17 protein-coding genes are annotated in these 19,082 nt (G+C 64.3%); 9 read left to right on the plus strand and 8 right to left on the minus strand.

Features of this window, described 5'->3' with window-relative positions:
• Nucleotides 1-53: 53 nt before the first annotated feature.
• The 8 genes from AACG61_RS16450 to AACG61_RS16485 all read right to left on the minus strand — a co-directional run bounded on the left by AACG61_RS16450 (nucleotide 54) and on the right by AACG61_RS16485 (nucleotide 8,532).
• A complete protein-coding gene (locus AACG61_RS16450; protein WP_411840044.1) occupies nucleotides 54-1,163 on the minus strand; it encodes a hypothetical protein in 1,110 nt (369 codons plus the stop codon).
• Nucleotides 1,164-1,183: 20 nt separating this feature from the next.
• Nucleotides 1,184-2,299, minus strand: a complete 1,116-nt coding sequence (locus tag AACG61_RS16455) for a hypothetical protein (protein ID WP_411840045.1) — start codon at nucleotides 2,297-2,299, stop codon at nucleotides 1,184-1,186.
• Nucleotides 2,300-2,396: 97 nt separating this feature from the next.
• Nucleotides 2,397-3,659, minus strand: coding sequence for an ATPase, T2SS/T4P/T4SS family (locus tag AACG61_RS16460; RefSeq protein WP_411840046.1), 1,263 nt, complete (start codon nucleotides 3,657-3,659; stop codon nucleotides 2,397-2,399).
• The gene (locus AACG61_RS16465; RefSeq protein WP_411840047.1) at nucleotides 3,659-5,281 is read right to left on the minus strand and encodes a hypothetical protein; all 1,623 of its coding nucleotides are present in this window, start codon (nucleotides 5,279-5,281) and stop codon (nucleotides 3,659-3,661) included. Before AACG61_RS16465 ends, AACG61_RS16460 begins: the two co-directional genes overlap by 1 nt.
• A 55-nt stretch (nucleotides 5,282-5,336) precedes the next feature.
• Nucleotides 5,337-5,834: a hypothetical protein gene (locus tag AACG61_RS16470; RefSeq protein WP_411840048.1), complete on the minus strand. Its 498-nt coding sequence runs from the start codon at nucleotides 5,832-5,834 to the stop codon at nucleotides 5,337-5,339.
• Between the two features lie 6 nt (nucleotides 5,835-5,840).
• A complete protein-coding gene (locus AACG61_RS16475) occupies nucleotides 5,841-6,530 on the minus strand; it encodes a hypothetical protein (RefSeq protein WP_411840049.1) in 690 nt (229 codons plus the stop codon).
• Complete coding sequence (locus AACG61_RS16480) at nucleotides 6,527-8,026, minus strand: hypothetical protein (RefSeq protein WP_411840050.1); 1,500 nt, start codon at nucleotides 8,024-8,026, stop codon at nucleotides 6,527-6,529. The genes AACG61_RS16475 and AACG61_RS16480 overlap by 4 nt, the downstream gene beginning before the upstream one ends.
• Nucleotides 8,026-8,532, minus strand: coding sequence for a hypothetical protein (locus tag AACG61_RS16485; protein WP_411840051.1), 507 nt, complete (start codon nucleotides 8,530-8,532; stop codon nucleotides 8,026-8,028). Before AACG61_RS16485 ends, AACG61_RS16480 begins: the two co-directional genes overlap by 1 nt.
• 213 nt (nucleotides 8,533-8,745) lie before the next feature.
• On the opposite strand from AACG61_RS16485, the gene AACG61_RS16490 reads away from it, so the two are divergent.
• The 9 genes from AACG61_RS16490 (at nucleotide 8,746) to AACG61_RS16530 (ending at nucleotide 19,005) form a co-directional block, all read left to right on the plus strand.
• On the plus strand, nucleotides 8,746-9,228 hold the full coding sequence (locus tag AACG61_RS16490) for a hypothetical protein (RefSeq protein WP_411840052.1): 483 nt from the start codon (nucleotides 8,746-8,748) through the stop codon (nucleotides 9,226-9,228).
• The gene (locus AACG61_RS16495; protein ID WP_411840053.1) at nucleotides 9,225-10,601 is read left to right on the plus strand and encodes a hypothetical protein; all 1,377 of its coding nucleotides are present in this window, start codon (nucleotides 9,225-9,227) and stop codon (nucleotides 10,599-10,601) included. The genes AACG61_RS16490 and AACG61_RS16495 overlap by 4 nt, the downstream gene beginning before the upstream one ends.
• Before the next feature lie 2 nt (nucleotides 10,602-10,603).
• On the plus strand, nucleotides 10,604-11,002 hold the full coding sequence (locus AACG61_RS16500) for a TcpQ domain-containing protein (RefSeq protein WP_411840054.1): 399 nt from the start codon (nucleotides 10,604-10,606) through the stop codon (nucleotides 11,000-11,002).
• A 23-nt stretch (nucleotides 11,003-11,025) separates the two neighbouring features.
• Complete coding sequence (locus AACG61_RS16505) at nucleotides 11,026-12,594, plus strand: hypothetical protein (protein ID WP_411840055.1); 1,569 nt, start codon at nucleotides 11,026-11,028, stop codon at nucleotides 12,592-12,594.
• Nucleotides 12,595-12,663: 69 nt separating this feature from the next.
• Nucleotides 12,664-14,313 carry a hypothetical protein gene (locus AACG61_RS16510; RefSeq protein ID WP_411840056.1) on the plus strand — a complete coding sequence of 550 codons (1,650 nt, stop codon included), beginning with the start codon at nucleotides 12,664-12,666 and terminating at the stop codon, nucleotides 14,311-14,313.
• A gap of 27 nt (nucleotides 14,314-14,340) precedes the next feature.
• The gene (locus AACG61_RS16515) at nucleotides 14,341-15,291 is read left to right on the plus strand and encodes a hypothetical protein (protein WP_411840057.1); all 951 of its coding nucleotides are present in this window, start codon (nucleotides 14,341-14,343) and stop codon (nucleotides 15,289-15,291) included.
• 80 nt (nucleotides 15,292-15,371) lie between these two features.
• On the plus strand, nucleotides 15,372-17,030 hold the full coding sequence (locus tag AACG61_RS16520; RefSeq protein ID WP_411840058.1) for a GspE/PulE family protein: 1,659 nt from the start codon (nucleotides 15,372-15,374) through the stop codon (nucleotides 17,028-17,030).
• Nucleotides 17,031-17,077: 47 nt separating this feature from the next.
• Nucleotides 17,078-18,160, plus strand: a complete 1,083-nt coding sequence (locus AACG61_RS16525; protein WP_411840059.1) for a type II secretion system F family protein — start codon at nucleotides 17,078-17,080, stop codon at nucleotides 18,158-18,160.
• 287 nt (nucleotides 18,161-18,447) lie between these two features.
• Nucleotides 18,448-19,005: a type II secretion system protein gene (locus AACG61_RS16530; RefSeq protein WP_411840060.1), complete on the plus strand. Its 558-nt coding sequence runs from the start codon at nucleotides 18,448-18,450 to the stop codon at nucleotides 19,003-19,005.
• The last annotated feature ends 77 nt before the right edge of the window (nucleotides 19,006-19,082 follow it).

Genomic DNA, 19,082 nt, shown 5'->3' on the forward strand with positions numbered 1-19,082 from the left:
AAAGGTCTGTTGCAATGAAGTCGGCCCGCCGTGATGCGGCGGGCCGGCGCGGCTCACTTGCCGTTGTTCATGATCGAGAGCATCTGCGTCTCGACCGCGGCCCGGCGGCTGTCCAGCTCCAGCTGCAGGAAGGCGATGCGGGTGTTGATCGACTGGACGTCGAGGATCTCCTGGAGCAGCTGGCGGTCGGACCAGGCCGCACGCTCCTGGAAGACTTCCGGCTTCGGCGCGTAATGGCGCAGGGTCCGGATATCGATCTGCTGCAGCTCCGACAAGCGATCCCCTACGGGGCGGTTGTAGTTGGAGATGTCGTCGAGATAGGGCTGCCAGGGCTCCGTATCCCCCACCTGGGTGCGCATGTTCATCAGCATGGCGATGACCTCGCCGCTGGTCGAGTTGCGGGTTTCCTGGCGGGTGCGTGCCGCAGCGCGGGCCAGGCCGCCTGCGGAAACGATCTCGTTGCTGGTCACCGGAACGGGAGGGACCGGATCGACCAGGTTGCGCACCAGGCGCTCGGCGGCCCTCCGGTCGTTCTCGGTCTCCATGGTGATGGTCGGGTTCTGAAGGATCGCCGCCACATCCGCGGTGGCGTCATTCGACCCCATTGCGGAGGCCAGAGCCTTGCGTTCGGCGAACTGCCTGCTGTCGCGCGCGGTGGTTCCTTCCTGAACGGCGGGGTCCGCCCCGTTGGCAAGCGCCTTGGCCGCGGCCACCGTGGTCGATCCGCGGGGCGTCTCCGGTGCGGAACCATCGTCGCGGTAGAGCCCCGACAGCAAGCACAGGCCGGGGTTCGGGTCGTAGGCACCGCTCTCGGCCTTGGCGCGGAATTCCTGGCGCATGCGTTGCGTCTGGTTCATCTCGGCCGCGTCGGTGATCCGGCGGCTGGCCTCGATCTGCTTGTCCTGGTAGGCGGACTGCTCTCCCGAATGGTTCCGGAGCGCGGCGATGATGCGGTCCGCCGCCTCCTTCACGGAGTTCTCGACCTGCCGCTCGACATCCTTGACGTTGTCGCCGACCGACTTCGTGTTCTGGTTCAGAGTCCTGAGCTGGCTGATGATGTTGTTCGCCTGCGCAACGTTTGCCCAGCTGCCGGCGGATGCCCCTTGGGGAAGCATGCTGACGGCGACCGCAGCGGCGCAGATGGAGGAGACGATCTTCTTCATGGTGCGGGTCCTTTCCGTCATCACTTCACCAGCTGGTCCCAGATGGTCGCCGTCGAGCCCTTGCGCTCTGCAGGCGCGGCAACATCCGCTTCCGGCCGGGACTGACCGGAAGCCCGGTCGATCGGCGCCGCGCTGTGGGTGGCGACCGGCGCCGCAGGCGCGACGGAAGCACTTTGCGGCTCGACCGACGTGATCGATGTCGACGTCGGATAGGCGACGAAACCGAAGTTGCAGACCGCGCCGGGAGTATTCCAGGTCGCGACACCTCCACCCAGACTGTTCATCACCCGGGTTCCGTCCAGCGAGCGGGCCATGCGGCAACCGACATATTCGGAGAAGCTGCGCATCAGCTGCTGGTTGTAGTTGGCCCATGCCGCGTCGTTGAATACCTCCTCGCCGGGATCATCGACATAGATCGGTTCGACGACATCGGTATCGGTCGGAGACATGTTCGCAGGAACGAAATCCGTCACATTGCCGGAGTATCCGCTGCTGTCGGTGTTCCGGACATTGCCGGAAACCGAGACGCCATTGCCGATCCGGGTTGCGCCCGGGCCGCCCCCGCCGCTGCTGAAGGTGTCATTCCAGCTGCCGCGCTCGGTCTGCTGGAACGCTGCATTCGTCACGCCGCTGACGCGCTGACCTGGATCTGCCGCGAGCGCGGCATAGCCAGAGATGGTCTTGTCCATTCCGCTCAGAGGCTCGGTGAGGGTTGCGAACTTTTCCGCGGCAAAGGCGCAGATCATCCCCGAGACATCGATATCGATGTTCAGGTCGCTCATGTCGAAGCTTCCAAGGCCCGTCTGCAGGTTCCCCAGAAGCCCCCCGATCCCGGAGAAGAGATCGAGAGGCGCGGTCATCAGGTCGTTCAGGCAGCCGAGATCCCCGACAGGCGTCGGGGCCAGGATCGACATCTCGGCACGGCGCACGCTGGCCTCGATCGCGTTGCGTGCGTTGTCGCTGACCCCTTCGATGTCCTCGGGCGCACAGCGCTGGTCCTGGATCGTGTCGAGCCAGTCATCCGCATGCCCCGCCGCGGGCAGCGCGACCGCGGCACCCAGCAGCAGAACGCCACCCAGCGCAGTGTTGCCGAAAAAACATGTGCTGAAGCATTTCATGGCGATGCGATTCTCCATATTATTCGCGCTCCACGAGGACTTCGGGTCACGCGGGCTTTGCAGGATTGTAGACTCTCGAACGGAAACGTCCAATTCAATCGTTCATTATTCGCAATCAAGCATTGAGATTTCTGTTGATGACCTGCCGGTCAAAATCCTCCTGGAGGCCGCGGAAGTTGCCGCTCTTGATCTTCGAACGGATGAGGTGATTGTCCGCGCCGCAGACCTGGGCCGATTTCAGCTTGACCCGCCCTCCGGAGATCTCCTGGTGGAAGACATGCTGGAGGCAGGCCGCGATCATGTCCCGTGCCATGTCCTCCGACATGGCGCCGGAGGCGAAACGGAAGAGCGACATGATCGCCTGGACCGGATCGGCCGCATGGATCGTGCAGACCACGAGCGGGCTTGAGATCGACATGTGCATCAGCTCACCAGCCACGTCGGAGGTCCGCACCTCCCCCAGGAACACGTAGCGCGGCGACCATCTGCGTGCGTGCTTGATAGCGTCACGGATGGATCGATCAAGGAGGTCGATCTGGTAGATGACCCCGCGATCTTCAGTCACCCGCGCGAGCGGGATCTCGGGGGGATCCTCAAGGGCCACACCCACATCGCGTGTCTTCGCCACCCAGTGATCGAGGACGGAGGACGCGAGCGTGGTCTTACCGGAGGCGAACTGCCCCGAGATCAGGACCAGCCCCCGCATCTCGGCCAGCATGTCGAGATCGGCACGGGCATGTTGCGGCAGATTCAGGTCCGCGAAGGTCGGGATGACCGGCGAGACCTGACGGATGCACCAGCGGACATCCCGGCGCGAGGCCTGGTCGTGGTCGTCGATGCCATGTCCGAACTCGGGCGGGGCGATCAGCGCGCAGCGGTAGGACCGATCATCGTAGACGATGCTGAACTCGCGCTTGTAGTTCGAGTTCTTCCATTTCCGATCCACTACGGTCAGAAGCCCCGTCGCGTCCTCGACCAGCTCTGGGGGGATGCGGACCAGCCCCTTGCCAAAGGCGGTCATGCCCAGGGTGGCCCCGCGCAGTCCGCGCGACATGATCGGAGCGAATGGATCGGCCGATATGTAGAGGTCCATGAAGTTGTAGGCCGCGAGCCGGCCACGCTCCGCCGGCATCAGCTGCTCGGGGAACTGTGCGCCGCGGGCGGCCGTGGGCTGCCGATGGACGCCGCCGACAGGCGCCTGCGCCGGGCGGGCCTGGGCTGGCGCGGGCTGCTGCCCCGCAGGTCTCGTGGTCTGAGGGGCGCCCTGCGCCCCGGGCGGCCTCGCCTGGACGGCAGGCGGCGCCGGGACAGGCCGTGAGGCCTGCGGGACAGCCGGGCTCTGGGTTTCGCCAGGACGCTGCTTCATGCTGCCGAACATCAGTAGCACCGGGTCTGGACGATGACGGCCGCGTTCTGGTCGCGAAGTTCGTAGATGTCGGCATTGCCGTCCTTGCGGGAGGATCCGCCCTGATCGACGTCGCCCTCCGCATTGAAGGTCATGCAGTTGCCGCCGGTCGGCAGCCAGCCCAGGCGGGGATGGCGCTCCATGTCGCCGCCATTCGTCGTCGCGGCCGGGTCGAGCGGGTTCGATGTGGTGTTGTTGCAGAAGTCCTGCGCCACGTAGACAAGCAGTTTGACCCGCCAGTTGGAACCCTCCTCCTCACCGAAGGCGCGCACACCGACGATCGGGCGGCCGCGTGGATCCGCATAGGCGGCCGGTGTGACATAGATCCGGGGCTGCATCGGCGTCACCCCGTCCAGAGCCGTAGCCGGGCAAGTCGGCATGGGAACCAGGGATCCGGCCTGAACGACGCGCGAGGAGCTCACCACCTCCGACATGTCCAGCTTGCCATCGGGCCCGACACCGGCCTGGATGAAGCGATCCGCAGACACGTCCAGCTCGGCATTCCCGTCGCGGGTGGTTGTCCTGATGACGTCATTGCCTCCAAAGTTGATCGCCTCCGCCGTGATCCGCGTCCCGACGATCTCCGCACTGGCGCCGCTCACCACCAGATCGCCGGTGATGTTCGTGGTCGCGCAGTCGATGGTGAACTCGTCCTGAACTCCGGTTTCGCTCTCTTCGCGGCAATCGAGCATCGTCACGTTGCGCAGGGCCGGGTAGGTGTCGTCCGAGCCATCGCCATTGCTGTCATGCGGGCGCAGCACGATGTCGCCGTAGACCTCGTTGCTGGCCAGGCAGTCCTCGTATTCGACGGTCGCGATGTTGACGCCCACACAGCGCGCGAACGGATCGAGGATGAACTTGCGGTCGATGCTCTGACCGATCACGCCGAAGTCGGAGAGCGAGACGATGCTGCCGAAGCTGCCGGCATTCGGGTAGGCATCGAGATCCTCGAACCCGCTGATGTCCATCATGAAGCTGCCATAGGTTCCCAGGGATACCCCGACCTCCTCGACGCTTCCGCTGAACGAGGTGCCCATCATCCCGATCACGTCGCCGCGCACACCGCGGGGGATCATCATGTCACCCTTCGAGGACAGGATCGCCTCGATGGCCAGCTCGTCGTTGGCATCGTCACCGTCAATGAGAGTCGCATCCAGGATGCCGCTGGCGGTCGGATCGAGATCCCCGTAATCGAGCGTCGCCTTCGGAGTCGTGCCGTCACCCTTGAGCACGAGACGCGCCATGAGCGTGTAGTCATGACCGTAGAGATTCCTCAGGATCCCGCCATTGTAGGATTCAGGGAGAAATCCGGATGCGATGACGTCGTCCATGCTATAGGCCCGGATCGCGCTGCCACCCGATTTGGCCTCGCTGAACAGATCGTCCACCACGGTGTTGTAACGCTGCTCCACGAAGTTTCGGCTGGACTTCAGCAGGACATCCTGCTCCGAAGCGATCATCTCCTTTTCCTGCTTGGCGTTCTCGCTGGCGATGAACCCCGCCGACAGGCCGATCAGCCCCATGGCGACCGACAGGGCGAGAACCGCCTCGATCAGGGTCACACCGCGCTGGCGGGTCCGCAGGATCTGGGCCAAACCCGGACGACCCCCGCCGATCTCATTACATGTGTCCGTCATGCTCGTTCTTCTTTCAGGGTTCTCGGGAGTAGTTGGGATCGATGACCGTGACGATGGCCGGGTGATTTTCCGGAATCGGAAGCTGCATGTCGGAGAAATCGCCCGTCCCGATCGTCCCCCCGATGCCGCCGCTGGCGTAGACGTAGTTGCCGACGTAGCTCCGCGGGATGTTCCTCAGCCGGATGTTGCTGATCTCACCGAAGGCGCGAAGGACCTGGGTATTGAGATCGGCGCCGGCCGGCATGTAGGTTGCCACCACGACCATGCCGTCGCCGTTGACCACCTGCGTGACCCAGTCCGCCGTGAGCACCAGGGGCTCGGGCGTGTCGCCACCGATCCGGCCGCTGACCAGATCCTGATCGATGGCCAGCCTGACGAGGCGGGAATGTTCGAGAAGCAGGTTGTGGCTGAGGCTCACGCCGGGGCTGTCGTTCACCGTCGCGGAATAGGGTGCGAGAGCGTAGGAAACGGCCAAGGTCATCGCGATCATGAGTGGGATGAACGGCAGCATGTTTCTTCACACCATGCGTGAGATGATCAACGACAGGGCCGACACCGGGAAGGCCAGCGCCAGCAGGGTGATCCCGTGACGCCCCTCAGGGTATCGCATGTCTTCCTTTTTCACTATTCGCATGATCAGATCGGTGCGCGAAAACAGCCCGTAGACGGTGGAAAACCGTCGCGCCAGAAGGAGCGCGGCCGCCATGGCGAACATCGTCGCCGAAAATCGCAGGTCGGTGCCGAAGAACATCATCGGCAGGAAGACCGCGATCAGGTCGGCCGGCGGCGGCGGAGAGAAATCCGTAATTTTCCAGGCGGCCAGGAGCCACAGGCCCTGCAGCAGCCAATAGCCGATCGCGGCATAGATGACGGCCCGGACCGGGCTCAGCTCCCAGGCGCCTTCCAGCGCGCCGAGCGTCATGGCCAGAAGAACGATCGGGAACACGATCGCGTCGGGAGCCCAGCCGGTCTCCCGATCAACCAAGGCGCCTGCCATGAGACCCGCGCACAGGATGACGGTGACCGCGGATGTTGCCGGATCCTGTGTCCCGGCAAGCATTCCCGCAAGCCCGCCGGTAAGGGCCGCCGTGAAGAGGGGGCCTGTGCGGATGTGGTCCTCCCCTTCGGAGGCCCGGCGGACGCCGATGCGTGCAAGAATCGTCCAGAGGCAGGCGGAGAGGAGGGCGATGGGCAGAAGGAAGCTCATGCGACGCTCTCCTTCGTGATCACCTGGCCCCATTCGTCACGCTCCGGTGCGTTCTTCTCGTCCCCCCATTCCTCGTATGCCGGCTCGCTGTAGATGTCGTCGCGCATGAGCGCGATCTGCTGTCCGGCGGTCCGGCGGCTGATCTCCTTGCGGTGACGCCCCTCGACACGCTCCTTGGTGATGTCGAGATAGTCCTCCAGCAAGGCCCGCGCGGCCTGGTAGACTGCGGGACGGCGGATTGGCTTTCCCAGCTGTGCCTCCGCGCGCGCATGCGCCATCGCGCCGGCGGCCTCCGCCATGACGGCCTCGTTGCCGACATTGTTCAGGATATACCACATCAGCCGATCCTCTGCCTTCAGCCAGAGGAAGGCGGCCGGCGGGAGCACGCCGCGGTCCTTGCGCGACACCGCGACGAGCACCGGGAATACGCTCTCCACCCAGGCGTGGTTCCTGCCTTCAGCCGCCAGCATCTGGCCTGGACGGCCGAGCGCCACCTTGTCGATCCTGGCCATCATGCCCGCCTCCGCACGCAGGGCCTGGTCCATCGTTCCGCCCTTGCCCTTGTTCGCGTCATTGAGGATCGCGAGGTCGTTGATGAGCTCGTTGCCCTCGTCGACCTTGTAGTCGTAGAAGAGCGCCATCACGGCGAAGATCGCCCTCAGGCAGGGACGGAGGTCCTTCGCTCCCGTCCACGGGGTGCGCAGCTGGCGCGACAGCATCTCGGAAATCTCCTCGAGCTGCAGGTTCTCCCAGGTATGTGTGAAGTCGAAATCCGAGGTCCTGGCGTTCCGGTCGGGGGCGGTCATGCGCTTGTAGTGATCCGCGTCGAAAGCAAGCCCGGCCCCGATCAGCCACTCCTCCGGCCGGAGCGACCTGCACCAGGCGCCGGGCGTGAGGGTCACGATCTGCCGAGGTAGCATCTTTCCCGGGAGCTTCGTGCCCTTGGCCACACGCTTTGAGACATGATCCGCAAGCCTGCGTGCATCGACCTCCTCGAGATCGAGAGGGTTGACGTGGCGCGCAAGGCGCGAGGTCATCCAGATGTCGGACTGCGCCCAGATCATGGTTTCGAGGCTGTGGCTCAGCCGATATTTCTGGTCGACGCGGAATTCCTTCCCGTTCAGAGCGATCCAGCCGAAGATCCCCCCGTAGATGAAAGCCGCGCAACGGCCGCCGGACATCAGGGTCGCATTGCGGTTCTCCGCACTCATCAGCGCATACCCGCCCTGCTCGAGGAACCCCAGCGCCGCATCGGCCTGGACGAATAGCCACCTCCCCAGGAAGGGGATGTCGTTCAGGAAGTCCGCATGGCGTGCCGCCAAGGCGAATGGCAGCACGTGAATCCAGGTGACGGCGCCGATCATTGCGTTGATCCGGTAGCGCTGCGTCGAGATGAACCAGATCGCCAGGACCACCATGATGATCCCGATGATGCACATCTTCATGAATTCCTGGTCGTTGTCGCCCTGGGCGCCGCCCTGTCCGTTCGCAGCCATCAGGCCTCCTCCGTCCGGCGAGTGTCCAAGGCGACGCCCGGCTCCTGCCTCTGCGCGAGAACGTCACGCGCGAGCCTCGCGATCCGGGCCACGAGGCTGATGTCAACCACGATCTGGCCGAAGTGCTGCTCCAGTCTCTGGATCTGAAGCTCGAGCTGATCGAGCGATACGACCGGAACCGACATCTCCTCATGATCCTCGGTCGGCGCGACATCGATGGCGTAGTCCAGGCCGATCGAAAGCAGCGAGGCCGGCACTCGCGCAAAGCTGACCGGGATGTTTCCGTCCACATCCTCGAGTCCGGCCATGGAATGGATGTTCATCGAGAACAGGCCGAGCTTCAGAAGGTCCCGGACCAGAACCTGGCTCTGGAAGGCGATATCGGGGCCGAAGATCCGATCGTTCCTGCAGTAGACATGCGGCTTCTCCAGGCCGGTGGCAAAAAGGACGGACGCCCGATAATTCGCATCCTCTTCATGCGCGATGCTTTCCTTTTCATGGTTCATGTCGGACTCCGCCAGAGGATTTCCGGCCAGACTACGGGCAATCACCGTAAACGGCAAACGAAGTCATTGAAACCAAAGTATTTCCTAGAGAGAGAAATCTGTATTTCGGGCATGTTGTCCACATAAATCACCGCGTGCCTGAGAGGGGCAAATTGAAACCCTGGCGAATATGTGAAGAATGGAGCAAGGAACGGGAACAGGCTTCACCACGACATGAGCAACAATCGCTACCCGCACAAGGGCGCCAACGGGGCATTGCCGGAAACGGTCGTGACCGCGCTGATCAGCGCCTCTGACGAGGTCTCGCGCAACGAGTCCTGGACCGCTCCCCGGCGGGGCGGCGCCAGCGCTGTCGTTCCGCGCGTCATGAGCGTGATTGCGGCGGCACAGGCCGGCCTTCGTGATGGTCCGGCCCGCAGTTTCGTGCGCCAGAACTCCCTGCGCATCCTGGCCTACCTTCCCGCGGATCTGCGCCTCTCGGCCCTCATCGAGATGGCAAGCAAGCACCCCGAGGCGATCGACGATCTCTTCACCGGCAAGATCACGAAGCCGTTCGAGGTCTATCGATACAACATCATCAGTTCACTCGGCGTCTTCGCCCGTCACGGCCTGGTCGAGGAGGTCTTCACCCGCGACCGCATCGAGCGCGTGACCGGAACGATCAAGTCGGTTCAGCAGCGGAGCACGAAGCGATGATCATTCTGAAGCGCGGATGGAACGGCGTTCTCGCGGCGCTGCTGGCAAGCACCATCCTCTGTGGTCCCACCATGGCCGAGGAGCATTCCGCAGAGGACGCACCCGCCATCACGGAGGCCACCACCGATGCGGCCTCCGTCGAGGACCTGGTGACGGTGGAGATGCCGGAGGTCCTGACACCCGGCGAGGATCTCATGGCATCGGCGGCCGGGGCGGAAGCCCCGACGCCGGCAGAAGGTGCGATGCCCGCGCTCGTGCTTCCCACCGAGGATGTGGCCGTCGAGCAACCGGGTGACGCCGATGGCCCCGAGGCCATGTCCGATCCGTCGAATTACATGATGAACGTGATCCGCGGCCAGCTGACGGACCGCTACGTGTCCGATGAAGCGATCGATGCGGATCGGATCCAGGCCCTGCTGACCGGCGACTACATCAAGGACTACACCCACGATGGTGATCCGGTGTCCTTCAGCAACACCGTCTTCGACATCGAGGCCGCCAAGCGCAGGAGCATGGACGAAGAGCCGGTCGCAACCCCCGACCCGGAGCCGATCGCCGCCCCCGCGAGCGTGGATTTCCTGCTCTCCCCCGCAGCGATCCGGGCGATGTCCGGCATGTCCCAGGACCAGATCGAGGCCATCGCCCTGATGGTCGAGATGATGAACAATCCGGGCTCGGCACCTGCGATCAATCCACAGCTTGCGCTGAAGGGTATCCCGAGCCTGAGCGAGGAGGACCTGACCCGGAAGAGCCCCGAGGAGTTGCTGGCCCATATCGCCTCCGCAGGAACCTCCTCCGCGGTGGCCCCTGAACCTTCCGAGCCGCAGCTGCCGGTGAGCGTCGGCGACGGCTCCGTCATGGCACTGGCCAACTGGGAGATGATCGTTTCCCCGGACGGCCGTGTCGAGATGAGCAACGCCACCATTCCCGGATCCCGCTTCGAGGTGATCCCCGGCGTCGTGGTGGGTCAGTTCGGCCGGGTTCTCGACATCTCGCTCGACCAGGGAAACCAGTCCATCACCTTCGAGTCTGGTGATCGGCTCGAGGTCGCGCAGGTGCCTCTGGATGCGGGCGTTCCGGCCCTCGACGGGGAGGTCCCTGCCGACGGCGCGGTGACCGGCGGCGAAATCCTTGTCTCCGGCCCGGTGATGCGCGGCGACGAGGTCCTCGTGAGCAAGGCCGATCCGGACCGCCCGGCCGCCCGGCCCGTCACGGATGGTGACCAACCGGCCCCGGCGACCTCCTCCCGACCGAAGGCTCGGCCCGACCGGTCAGCGGGTAAGCCCGTGGGCGATCAGGGTGCCGATCCTGATCAGCCCGAAACTCAAACATCACAGTCGTCCGACCTGACGGCGACCACCAAAGGAAGTTGAAGATGGACCTGTCGGCAGTGAAGAAGGCATTTCCCGGAAAGCTCCTCGCCGCGGCTCTCCTGGCCACCGCGGCAACTGCCGCGGTCGGACCGGCCCATGCCGACGGTGGTGCGCCGGGCCAGGCCGTCCAGATCGGGGCCCAGAACCGGTGGATCGTGATGGCCGGCGCCTCGCTGAAGGACACCCTCGAGGGGTGGAGCATGGTGTCGGGATGGACCATCATCTGGGACAGTCCCATCGACTACCGCATGCGTGCCTCCGCGGCGTTCAGTGGCGGCTTCGAAGAGAGCGCCTCCCGCCTCATCGACACCATCTACCTGGACAATCCGGAGCTCTCGGCGAAATTCCATCGCGGCAACAAGGTTCTGCACATTCAGAACGCTCCGCTCACCAGCAACTGACGGATGTATGGGAATTACGAAAAATGAAACTGAAGATTTCTGCTGTCCTGCTTCTGTCTGCCGCGATCCTGAGCGCCTGCGGATCCCCCAGCTCGAACCCGAAACTCGACCGCGCATCCGGTGCGGTGAACATGGGTCTGGAGCGCATGGGTGACCGCAATAATGTGCGAGCCGGCGGTTCGCAGTTCTCCAACGGCATTTTCGTGGGCGCCTCCCCCGAGCGCAACAATTCCTCCGCCCTGCTGCCGGCGCATCTGCAGTCGGCCAGCGCGGTCGTGCTGAAGAGCCGTGACCCGATGACGCTGGCGGAAGTGGCGCAGCGCCTGACCGCCGCCACGAACATCCAGCACGTCCTGGCGCTCGGCCCTACCGGTCAGATTGCCGGAGGCGTCGAGCAGCTGCCATCCGCATCGGATTCCAGCTCCCCCATCGCCATGGGCCGCGAGGCGCCCGAAGAGCCTCGAGTGCGCCGCAGCGCCGCCCCCCAGGACGACGCCATCAACCAGCAGAAGATCACTCCCGATCTGCGCGGCTCGCTCTCGGACGTCCTGAACAAGGTGACCTCGAACTTCGACGTCGAATGGTCGTATTCCGAGGGGCGGATCATCTTCCGTGACTACGTGACGCGGAAATATCAGATCACCGCCCTGCCCGTCGCCACCACCGCGACGACCGCGATCGGCAACAACGGGATCACCTCGGGCAGTTCGATGTCCTCCGATGTCTGGGCGGAGGTCCGCGAGACCCTGAACAGCCTCCTCGGCGAGGGCTCGGGCATGTCGATCGGCTCGACCACCGGGCTGGTGACCGTCACCGCCAGGATCTCGGACCAGAACCGGGTGAAGGAATACATCAACGAGCTGAACGCGTCGGTCGGTCAGCAGATCAGTTTCGACGTCTACGTCATGACCGTGAACCTGAAGGACGAGCAGAATTACGGCGTGGACCTGGCAGCCGCACTGGCCCGGGGAACGAACGGCGCCGCCCGGTTCGGCGGATCCCCCTTCGGGTCGAGCGGTGAGATCGGATCCTACAACATCGGCCTCATCTCGGGCGACGTGTCTCTCGGGGCGGTCGTGAACGCCCTGTCGACGCAGGGCAAGGTCGCGGTGACGACCCGGGCCGGCACCACCACCTCGAACAACCGCGTGGCGCCGATCGAGGTCGTGGATGAGTTCGCCTATCTCGCGGAGGTCACCATCGAGGAAGACGATGAAGGCAACGACCGCATCGTGCGCTCGCCCGACACCGTGACGACCGGCTTCCAGATGCAGCTCTTCCCGCGCGTCATGAACAACCGCGACATCATGGTCCAGTATACGGTCCGGCTGTCCGAGCTGAACGACATCCAGACCTTCGGCGAGGGCAATGAAGCGGTGCAGCTCCCCGAGGTGTCGACCACCACCTTCGAGCAGCAGGCTGTCCTCGAGAACGGCCAGACCCTGGTGATCGCCGGCTTCGAGCGCGAACGCGTCACCGAGGATGACCGCAAGGGAGCAAGCCTTCTCACCGGGTTCTCGAAGTCCGGCGGCGCCGCCACCGACCGTGTCGCCACGGTCATGATGATCACGCCGCGCCTGATCAGCCGCTGATCGCGCTGCGGGCGGCTTGCCGCCCGCATGGCCTCCTCTCGCGATCACCAGAACAATCAGGACCGGACCATGAAATTCCTCAAGAGAGACAAGAACGGCGACGGGACCGGGCCGGCCGGCAATGCCGGAGGATCTGCCGCGGAGGCGGGGCCTGATGCCACGGCCCGTGGGGCGAAGTCGCGCTTCGCGATGCCGTTCTCCAGTAAGGCCGCCCCGCCGCCCCGGCAGGCCGACGCCGCATCCGGCGTGGCGCCGGCCACCCCGGTTCGGGGGGGCACGAAACGGGCCGGCCTGTCCATTGCGGGTCTGACCGGCGGCGTCCGGAATCTGCAATCCAAGTTCGGTCGACGCGGGTCAGCAACCGCGGCCGGTGAACGCAAGCCCGGCGAGAAGCAGATCGCCGCGGCGAAGAAGGCGATCCAGACACCGGCGGACATCTCCCGTCCGGAAGTGGGCGTGCTCGCATTCGGCAAGAAGAAGACCGCGGTCGCGCTTCAGTGGATACCGCCGGAAGAGGACGTATCGGTCAAGGAGCGCCTGGCCGAACTGACCGAGCATTCGCACAGCGACCCCACGCAGCTCTCCGCCACATTCCGCTTCTACACGGACACCCGCAACACCGGGTTCATGGGCATCGGCAGCCAGGAGCTCGGTCACAGCGTCGGCATGCGTGCCCTGGTCACGATGCTGTCTCCACAGATCACCGGAGATCGCTGGGTCGGCGCCTTCCAGATCAGCCCAAACGGCGAGCAGTGGTGGATCGGATCGATCCGCGACGGAAAGGTGTTCGACGACCAGGTGGTGAACTCGCGACACCAGGCCGAGGAAGTCCTGCTGAACGACCTTCAGGCACCGGACTGGACCGCCATCTTCGCCCCCTCGGAATGGGGCATCAGCGGTTCGCGCTCGGAGCAGCTCCACGAGGTCGTCGATCTCAGGCTGGGCGAGAAGTTGCGCTCCAGCACCCCGGTCAAGGACAACCTCCCTCGCGCCCTCCTCGGCACCATGGTCGTCGCCGTCGCCCTGGGCGGATTCACCTATGTCCAGAGCAAGAAGGCGGAGCAGGCACGCCAGCTCGAGGAGCTTCGCCTTCGCGCGGCGGCGAGCGTCACCTACGAGGCCCCGGATCTGCCCTGGTTCATGGCGTCCGACATCCGGACCTTCATCTCGGATTGCGGTGCAAGGATCGAGGATGCGCTGCTGATGGTGCCGGGCTGGGAGAACCAGCCGCTGAGCTGCTCCATCACGCGTGGTGAGGGATCGGTCGCAACGGGCTGGGCCCGCAATGGGGGCAAGACCACCTGGTTGCGCAGTCTCATGCCGCCCCAGAGGCCCGTTCCGATCTTCTCGGAGGACTTCACGACGGCCAGCTGGTCTGAGGAATTCAGCTCCGAGGTCGCGACCGGCGACGAGATGTCCGTGACGCCCTGGGATCCGCAGGTCATGGAGAGCCGCATCCGCGAGCGCTTCCTCCATTACGATCTGCCCATCAATATCCGTCCGGCGGCGGGCAACCAGAGCGCGGCAACGAACCAGGTCGTCTTCAATGCGCACGAGGTTCAGCTGTCAAGCGAGCTCGGGTTTGCGAATTTTGGGGATATGTTGAAGGACATCCCTGCCTTGGTGCCGGATGCGCTGGTATATTCACCGGCAACCGGCATCTGGGACCTCACATTCCGGGTCAATCATCCGCCGATCTTCCCACCAGAGATGCGCTGAGACCGCAGCCATTTTCCAGAGGTAAAAATGACGAATTCCGCTTCCAAATTCCTTCTGCCGGTCGGTATGTCGGTGCTGGCGCTCATTGCCTTCCAGGCCCCGGTCGTCGCTCAGGACATTCCGCTGCAGGAGCTCTCGACCGCGGCGGACGAGCCGCTCCTTCCCGATATGGCAGGCGACACCGCGGATGTTCCTGTTCTCGTCATGCCCGAGGATGCCGCAGAAGATCCGACTCCCGCCGGGCCGGACAATGCGGATCGGGAAATCGCCGAGGAGGTCGATCCGGTCGTGGCCGCCGAACTGCGCCGCCTCGACGCGATGGGCACGCTCGAACGCCAGGCCAGCATGGGTGAGGACATCCTGATCATCGACCGCGAGATCAAGCGGGCTGAGGCGATCGAGCGGCTGATCGGGTATCTGGGCGCGGACGGCTTCAAGCTGCATTACCCGATGCTTGCCCAGCAGCTCGAGAACAGCCCGATCATGCTGACCGCGGACCTGGAGCGCCATAAGCTGCTGGGCGAGATTGAGGTGGCGAAGGCCGGACCGACCGCCAAGGAGGCGACCACCGCCCCCGCCGCGCGCGACGACGGGTCCTCCTTCCTCGAAGGCGGTGCGATCGCGATGCCGGAGGCCGTTTCCGAGGTCACGCAGCCTTCGGCGCTCCTGGGGCCGGATGGCAAGTTCAGCCCGGAGGTTGCTCGGTTGCTTGCCGACGAGATCCGCAAGATCGCTGCGGAGACCGCGAAGATCGAGGAGATCGCGGCATCTTCGGCGGGCCGCGTCCGGGGCCTCTCGCTCCGCGGGGTCCACGGCACCGGGGATGCACTCGTCGCGGTGCTGAGCCGGGACGGCGAGCAGATGGTGGCCAAGGTCGGCGACAAGCTGCCCGATGACACCGTCGTGGAAGCGATCGATCTGGAGTCGATCACCCTCCTGCGCAGCGGCTCGGTCGTGAAGCTCGATCTCGGCGGCTGAGGGCACGCCCACAGCACCCATCAAGCGCGGGACGGCACCTTGCCGGAATGCGAAAAGCAGATCGAAAGATTGATTCCGTTATGTCAGCAGAACTGATTGCCAACCAGAATCCGGATGCTGAGCTGCTGACGCGGGAGGGTGGGTCGATCCCGTCGACCGAAAGCCAGCGCAGGCGCTTCGCGCTGTTCTCCGATGGTCGGGTGGTCCATGCCAAGGGAGAACGATGGTCGGCGGAACTGAGCCATCTTCTGGGCGCGGCTCAGCGCAAGGGGCTGCGTTTCACCGAGTTCATCGAGGCCGAGATCCCGACCATTCTCGACCTCTACCAGGCCGCCCATGGCCGCAACGATCAGGACGCGGTCTCGGCCGCGCTGCAGCTGGAGCGCCAGGTCGACCTGGCGGATATCCTGCGCCAGGCCGGGGCTGACCAGGCATCCGACGTCCATATCCGGGTGCTGAAGCGCTATACCGAGATCCGTGTTCGGGTCTACGGGCGGGTCAAGGATCTCACCTCACGGAAATCCGAGGAGGGCATGGCGCTCATCAAGGCCGCTTTCGCGGTCGCCTCCGACCTGGCCGGCACGTCGTCGGACCTCTCGTTTCAGCAAGGCGCGCTGACCGCGAAATCCGGTCTTCTGCCCAACAGGGTGGAGATGGTCCGTCTGCAGTATTCGCCGACCTCGGACGGCAGGGGGGCGCTGGTCATGCGCCTGAAATACGAGGCGCCCGCGAACGAGATCGAGATCGATCACCTTGGCTACAATGCCCAGCAGATCCGCGACATCTCGATCATGCGGAAGAGGACGAACGGAATGTATGTCCTCGCCGGAAAGGTGTCATCCGGGAAGTCGACGACGCTCCAGCGAGTCCTGAACAAGATGTTCGTGGACAAGAACAAGGAGATCTCGATGTATACCATCGAGGAGCCGGTCGAACTGGACCTGCCCGGCGCGATCCAGGTGCCCGTGAAGAAGAACCCGGACGGCACGGACGGCTTCGTGGAGGCGATGAAGGCATCGCTTCGCTCCGACCCAAACGTCATTGTCCTGGGCGAGACCCGCTCCACAGAGACCGCCAAACTGGCGGTCCAGGCCGTCATGACCGGACATGCGCTCTGGTCCACCGTCCATGCGGGGACCGCATTGGGCATTCTCGATCGCCTGACCGACCTCGGTGTCGAGAGCTGGAAGCTCCAGGACCCGACCGTCGTGCGCGGTCTGGTCTACCAGCGCCTGACCGGGGTGATGTGCAGGCATTGCCGCATCACGCTGCGCGAGGCGGTCGCACGGCGGCAGGTGGAGAAGACGCTCGCGGTGGAACTCTGCAAGCTCTTCAACAAGAGCCCAGATGTGCTTTATGCGCGCGGCGAGGGATGCCCGAAGTGCAAGCTCGGCCTGAGCGGCCGGACGGTCGTTGCGGAGACCGTGCTGACGGATCCCAAGCTCCTCGAGTTCTACGCGCGCGGCGAGCGGTCGCAGATGCGAGAATACTGGCTCAGGACGCGTGAGGACGGCGGCCTCGGCGGCGTGCCGGTCCTCCATCACGCCCTGTCGAAATTCGGTGCCGGCCTTTGCGACATCAACGAGATCGAGGAGGAGGTCGACCTCTTCGAGATCTACAAGCGCGACTTCATGTTCCTGAAGGATCGCCTGCGCCGCGACGTGGAGGCACTCGACGCCCAGGAGGCGGCGAAGGCCAAGGCCGAGACAGAGGCCGAAATCGCAAACGCGAAAAAGTAAACAGGACTTGCCCGCCAACGGGCGCTGAATCTCAGGAGGATCTGGAAATGGCCGTCAAGAAGGCGTCGGCGCTGGAGAAGAAACTTGCGAAGCTGAGCTTCCGCTACAAGCAGCGGCGTGAGCTCTACAGCCAGCTCATCTCGCTGCTGGCCACCGGCATGGCGAAGACGGACGCGATCCAGATGAGCTGGGATGTGGCCTCCCGTGAGGGCACCAAGCCCGGCGAGACCACCGCGATCGTGCTCTACGACATCATCCAGAGCATGAAGAACGGATATTCGCTCGGCCAGGCCCTCAAGCCCTGGGTGCCGCAGGAGGACGTGATGGTCTTCGAGGCCATCGAGAACTCGAACGACTTCGTGGCCAATCTCAAGGATTATCTGGTCATGATGGAGAAGAAGAAGAAGATCAAGGGCGCCATCTTGGGCGGCCTGGCCTATCCCATCCTCCTGGTCGCCATGGTCATCTCGATCATGGTCTACTTCGGGAACTCGGTCGTCCCGAAGATCGGGATGATCCTGCCCATGGAGGAGTGGCGGGGGCCAGCCGGCTTCCTGCGGTTCATGAATGACTTCGCGCTGAGCTACGTCACCCCGCTCCTCATCACGACCGCGATCCTGGTCACCGCCCTGATCGCGTCCCTGCCCCGGTGGGCGGGGGGCGGCCGGATCATCGCCGACAAGTTTCCGATCTACGCGACCTACCGGATGTATACCGGCATCTCGTTCCTCATGTCGATGGCATCGCTCATACAGGGCGGCATGCCCGCGGTTCAGGCGCTCGATCGGCTGCACCCGCAGGCCACCCCCTATGTCAAATACAGGATTCAGCGGGTCCGCAACCAGATGCTCAACGGGAACAACCTCGGCGCCGCCCTCTACAAGGCCGGGACCGGCTGGCCGGACACGAACATGAACCTCAACATCAAGATCTTCGCGGAGACCCAGGATCTGAGCGGCCAGCTGTCGACCCTCGCCAAGACCTGGATCGATCAGGCCCAGGAAAACATCGGCAAGACCATGTCCATGCTGCGCACCGTCGCGATGATCATGGTGTTCTTCGTGATCATGGGCATCGTCGGCGGCATTTTCTCGCTGCAGGACCAGATCACCACCTCCGTCCAGCGCTGAGTTCCGCAGAGCGCGAAGAAATGCGGCCCATCTCGAATGGGCCGCCTTTTGCGATCGAGACTGCCGGGCGTCCGGAAAATACGGATAACTCTCCGGCATCGGCCGGCGGACCGGCACAAGCGCCCCCACCTGCCTCTTGTCGCGTGTCGATACTTGCAGAGGATGCAAGACGGAGGCATCCGCGCAACCTGCAGGGACGAATTCCGAGACCGGGGACGGGGTTTATCCACATAATGGGATGCGTGGTTGTGTTTTCGCATTTGGACCCCACACGGTTTAGCAAGATAATGAGGGAAGTTCAGCCGGCGGGCGTCGACTGGATGGCTCGCCCCCTCATTAGCATCGCCCCTGGCACAAGGGGAAAAAGGAAGCTCGCTATGAAGAACATGAAATCCCTCCGCAAGCGCGGTTTCACCCTGGTCGAGATCACCCTGGTGCTGATCATCGGCCTCGGCCTGATCGTCGGCGGTCTGGTCTATTTCTCGCAGGCCCAGAACGGCTCGGATGTCACCGACAGGACCCGCGCCATCGTCTCGATTTCCTCCGAGGTTCGGTCGCAGTATCGCATGTCGGCCGATTTCGATGACGTCACGACTGCCGCTGAAGAGGATTCCTCGGGCGGAGCCGCCGCAACTCTCGCAGAATCGGTCTTCGCCGTCCGGTCCGGGCTGCCGGCATCGACCTTCAACGACGTTGGTCTGACCGGCGGCGACCAGGCCTTCACGGTCACGATGGCCAACCTGACGGACAGCGTTTGCGAGCGCCTTGCCGTCGCAGACCTGGGCCCGAAAAAGCAGTCCGCCGGATGCACTGCCGGCGTGCTGACCGTGGTCTACAACCGCTGATCCGGTCAACCGGATCGATGAGAAGCCCCGCAATGCGGGGCTTTTTCATGCCCGGGGCGGTCCCGTTCTCCCCAAGA

This window comes from Paracoccus sp. ME4, from assembly GCF_046736325.1.
In the GTDB taxonomy this organism is placed as follows: domain Bacteria; phylum Pseudomonadota; class Alphaproteobacteria; order Rhodobacterales; family Rhodobacteraceae; genus Paracoccus.